The following is a 3486-nucleotide window of genomic DNA, read 5'->3' as shown; positions in this document are numbered from 1 at the left end:
GCGATCCACTGCTCAACGTTGAAATACACATCGTCCAGCGCCTTTTGGGTCGTGGCGGGGKTGGCGTAAATCTCACCCATGAAGGCTTCAATCTGCGCCMGTTTGGGCGTGTTGGTTTCCGGACGGGCGTCGGTCTCGCCCACCCAGCCGGAACCGGCGCCGCCCAGGTTAACAAGACGCTTGTAGCCATCCGTGGATACTTGGATATTTCGGCACAGCGCCCGCATGGGAGACAGCTCGCGCTCCAACTCCAGGATCTGGCGGTCCAGTTCCTCTGGCACGCCAAAGCCGCCGTCCTGATTCGCGCCCAGGTTGACGGCCTTGGCTTCAATGCCGGCGGCGTTGTTCTTGCGCATCCACTGGTCGATAAAGTGTTTGCGGTATTCCGCATCGCCCTCCACGGTCCCGGGGCGGTTCTGCTTTTTATAAAGGCCGTCCAGCTCCTTTTTCAGGGCTTCCAGTTCACTGAGCTGGGCATTCAGCTTGTCGGTTTTTTCGGTGAGCTTGATTACCTCTGCGCGGGTGGCCTCCATAGAGGAGTCATTGGCTGATTTAAATTCCGTGAAGCGGCTAGTCAGTTCTTCCGCTACGTCTTGGATGTCTTTTAATTCGACTGGCATAAATAGAAAGTTCCTTAGTTAAACAGGGATTGCAGGGATTTAAGAGCGGCCAGGGCTTGTGCGTGCTCGGCGTTTCGTTGGCGGTGTTTGACTTGCGCAATGCGCGCCTCATCGTTGGCGGGAAAGGTCACCAGGGACACTTCCCACAGGTCGATTTCTTTTATCAAAAAGGCTTCTTTGGCGCTGTCGTATTCCATGCCGTTGGACGGGACGGAATAACCAATAGAGAGACCGGAGATAGAGCCGGCTTTAAGGTGCCCGTAGGCGCGTTTGGCTAACGGGTCATCGTCGATCAGCAGACGCCCGGACAACTTCAGACCGTGCTCGTCTTCCTCCATGGCGGTATAGACGCCAATAGGTTCATCCATGCGGTGTTGCCATAACAGCGCCGGCAGGCGGCCTTGCTGTTTCCAGCGCGCCAGAGAGGCGTTAAACGCGCCCTTGACCACAATGTCGCTGTACGAGTCTTTAACCCCGAATACGGAGCCGTACCCCTCAAACTCGCCGGTGTCGGAGAGGGACTTGATCTTTAATGGAATATCCAGCTTTTGCTTGGTGTGCATGCGTGCCTCGTGTGGCTGCTTAATTCGTTTCCGTCTCGTTGGCGGGTTGTCCGTTAACGGCCATATTCAATGGCGTCAGATAGGTGTCGCCGCCCTCCCTGGGGTTCATGTCCTCCAGGATGCGGACTTCGTTCGGACTCATGACGCCGTTTTGAATCATGGCGGTGTAGTACTCGCTGCGGGTCTTCATATCCCCGCGCATCAGGGCGTTGATGTTGAACTTGGCGAAATAGGCGGCGCGTTCTTTGTCTGAGAGCAGCGATTTGTTAATGCGCTTTTCTATCCGGGTGCAATACGGAATCAGAGTGTGGCGGGCGAACGCCAAGTCTTGATGCTCGATATTCGAAAACGTCGCCCGCTCCAGGTCGCCGATCATGTGTGGCGGCACCCGGAAAAAGCCGGCGATCTCCGAGCGCTGAAACTTGCGCGTTTCTAAAAACTGGCTGTCTTACGCCGTCATCGACACCTGCAGCCACTTCAAGCCGCCATCGAGGATCATTTCCCGGTTCTGGTTAGCGACGCCGCGGTGCAGCTCCATCTCCTGTTTCAGTCGCTCGTATTGTTTATCTGTCAGCGCGTGATCAGTGGAGAGCACGCCGGAGGGTTTCGCGCCATGGGCGAATAGTGTGGAGCCATGCTTTTCCGTCGCTTTCGCAAGGCCCAAACAGTGGCGGTTGTATTGAATCGGGTTCAGCCCCGTCAGGCCGTCCAGACTCCATAGCCGAATGTGCAGCACCTCCTCCGCCGGCAGTGTGCGAACGGAGCCGCTTTTAAACTGCACGTCATAGGTCAGTTCGTAGTTGTCGGAGAGTTTCGGCGTCACCGCGTCCGGGGCCATGGGCAGCAGCTCCAGCACCCGGCCTGACGCCGTGCGGTTGATGTAGCTGTAATGGTTACCGCGCAAACACAGGTGCGCGACGATCAGTTCTTTATATTCCTGATCGGTCAGGTAGTCGTTCGGGCCATGCTTCAACAATGCTTGCAGAGGGTGGCCGCTGGCCTTTTCCGATCCGCCGCCGGGCAGCTCTTTGAAGAGGTTCAGCGGCAGCATGCCGATAGACTCGGTTAGGACTTTGATGCACGAAAACACGGCGCTGATCTCCGGGGCGTTGCCGGGAGTGATCTGCACGCCGGCGTCGGCGTCATACCATGCGCCCAGCAACTCCGCGAGCTTGGCCGAGCTATCAATCACCGGCGTGCTTTTACGTCTGAATAAATTAAACATCAGGCAAACCTTATGCTGGGGCCGGTGGTTTCCGCCGCCAACATGGCGCGGCCCACGGCCATGATCAGCGCAACCGCGCCGTCGATTTTCTTGTCTTTGTGTTCCTTGGTCGGGCGGACGATGTCGTCATCGGCGCCGCCCATGTAGCGGCCCACCACGTTGCCCATACACCAGGTTAAAATGGGGTGGCCGTCGTGATGGAAACGTCCGGCCGCGATGGCCGCTTCAAGCTCCTTCATGCCGGCGGACATGCCGGAATAGTTCTGCGTGATCTGCACCGGGTTCAGGTTCTCGTCGTCCAGGCGGTGAGACAGGTTTAAAGCGCCGTGTGGATCGATGCCGATCTCCGCGATGGGGTGGCGTTGGTTGGTGTCGGTGACTTCCGCCAGCACCTCCAGATAGTCCACCTCCGCGCCATCGGTGGCGGTCAGCGCGCCCAGGTTGACCCACTTCTGATAACGACTGGATAGCTTGCGGTTGTCCGGGTTGTTGACTGTATCCTCGGGCGCCCAGAACACCGGCGAGAGGCAGTAGTAATGCCGGCGGGTTCTGCCGTCCTCATCCATCAAGTCGCGATAGAACAGTTTGATGAAAGCGTTAAGGTCGAGTTTGCCGGCCAAGTCGAGGCCGCCGATACACTCTTGGCCTTCGAAGTCTTCCACGATCAGGCTGGGGTCATAGCAGCGTTGCCACTGCTCCATGTTGAAGAACGCCGAGCGCGCCGTAACCCAGATGTTTAAATGCTTGATCTTGAATATGTTCTGAAAGCGAGCGCTGCGAATCGCTTTTTGCTGCTGACTTTCCAAATACTTTTTATAAACGCTAACGCCCAGATTAGGGTTGGCCATGGCCAATACGTCCGGGTCCGCCCAGCGCTCCGGGTCGTCCACGCCATACATCAACGCGAACAGCTCGTCATTCGGCGCGACGCCGTCCAGCATCTCTTGCGCTTCGGTCTGCTTGTCGTAGCAAGGGCCTTCGATGTTGTTGCCGGCGGTGGTGATGATAAACGTCAGCGGCTGCCGGCGTGCGCCCTGCCCCGTCACCATGGTCTCGTATAAGTCGCTCGTATAAGTCG

General features: G+C 57.5%; 3 protein-coding genes and 1 pseudogene. All 4 read right to left on the bottom strand.

Annotated features, from left to right (window positions below; translation table 11 throughout):
• Positions 1–620, bottom strand: a 620-nt coding sequence (locus KP814_RS31975; RefSeq protein ID WP_216740581.1) for a phage major capsid protein, incomplete at its 3' end; no start/stop codon positions are given.
• A gap of 14 nt (positions 621–634) precedes the next feature.
• Positions 635–1183: an HK97 family phage prohead protease gene (locus KP814_RS31970; RefSeq protein ID WP_216740580.1), complete on the bottom strand. Its 549-nt coding sequence runs from the start codon at positions 1181–1183 to the stop codon at positions 635–637.
• A 19-nt stretch (positions 1184–1202) separates the two neighbouring features.
• Positions 1203–2408: pseudogene (locus KP814_RS33050) on the bottom strand (phage portal protein).
• Positions 2408–3486: terminase TerL endonuclease subunit (locus tag KP814_RS31955; RefSeq protein WP_253938798.1), on the bottom strand; the 1079-nt coding region annotated here is incomplete at its 5' end. The gene KP814_RS31955 and the pseudogene KP814_RS33050, both read right to left, overlap by 1 nt.

Origin of the sequence: Hahella sp. HN01, assembly GCF_018986435.1 — a bacterium.
Taxonomy (GTDB): domain Bacteria; phylum Pseudomonadota; class Gammaproteobacteria; order Pseudomonadales; family Oleiphilaceae; genus Hahella.
The sequence above is the reverse complement of the archived record's forward strand: the minus strand, read 5'-3'. Positions and strand labels throughout refer to the sequence as shown.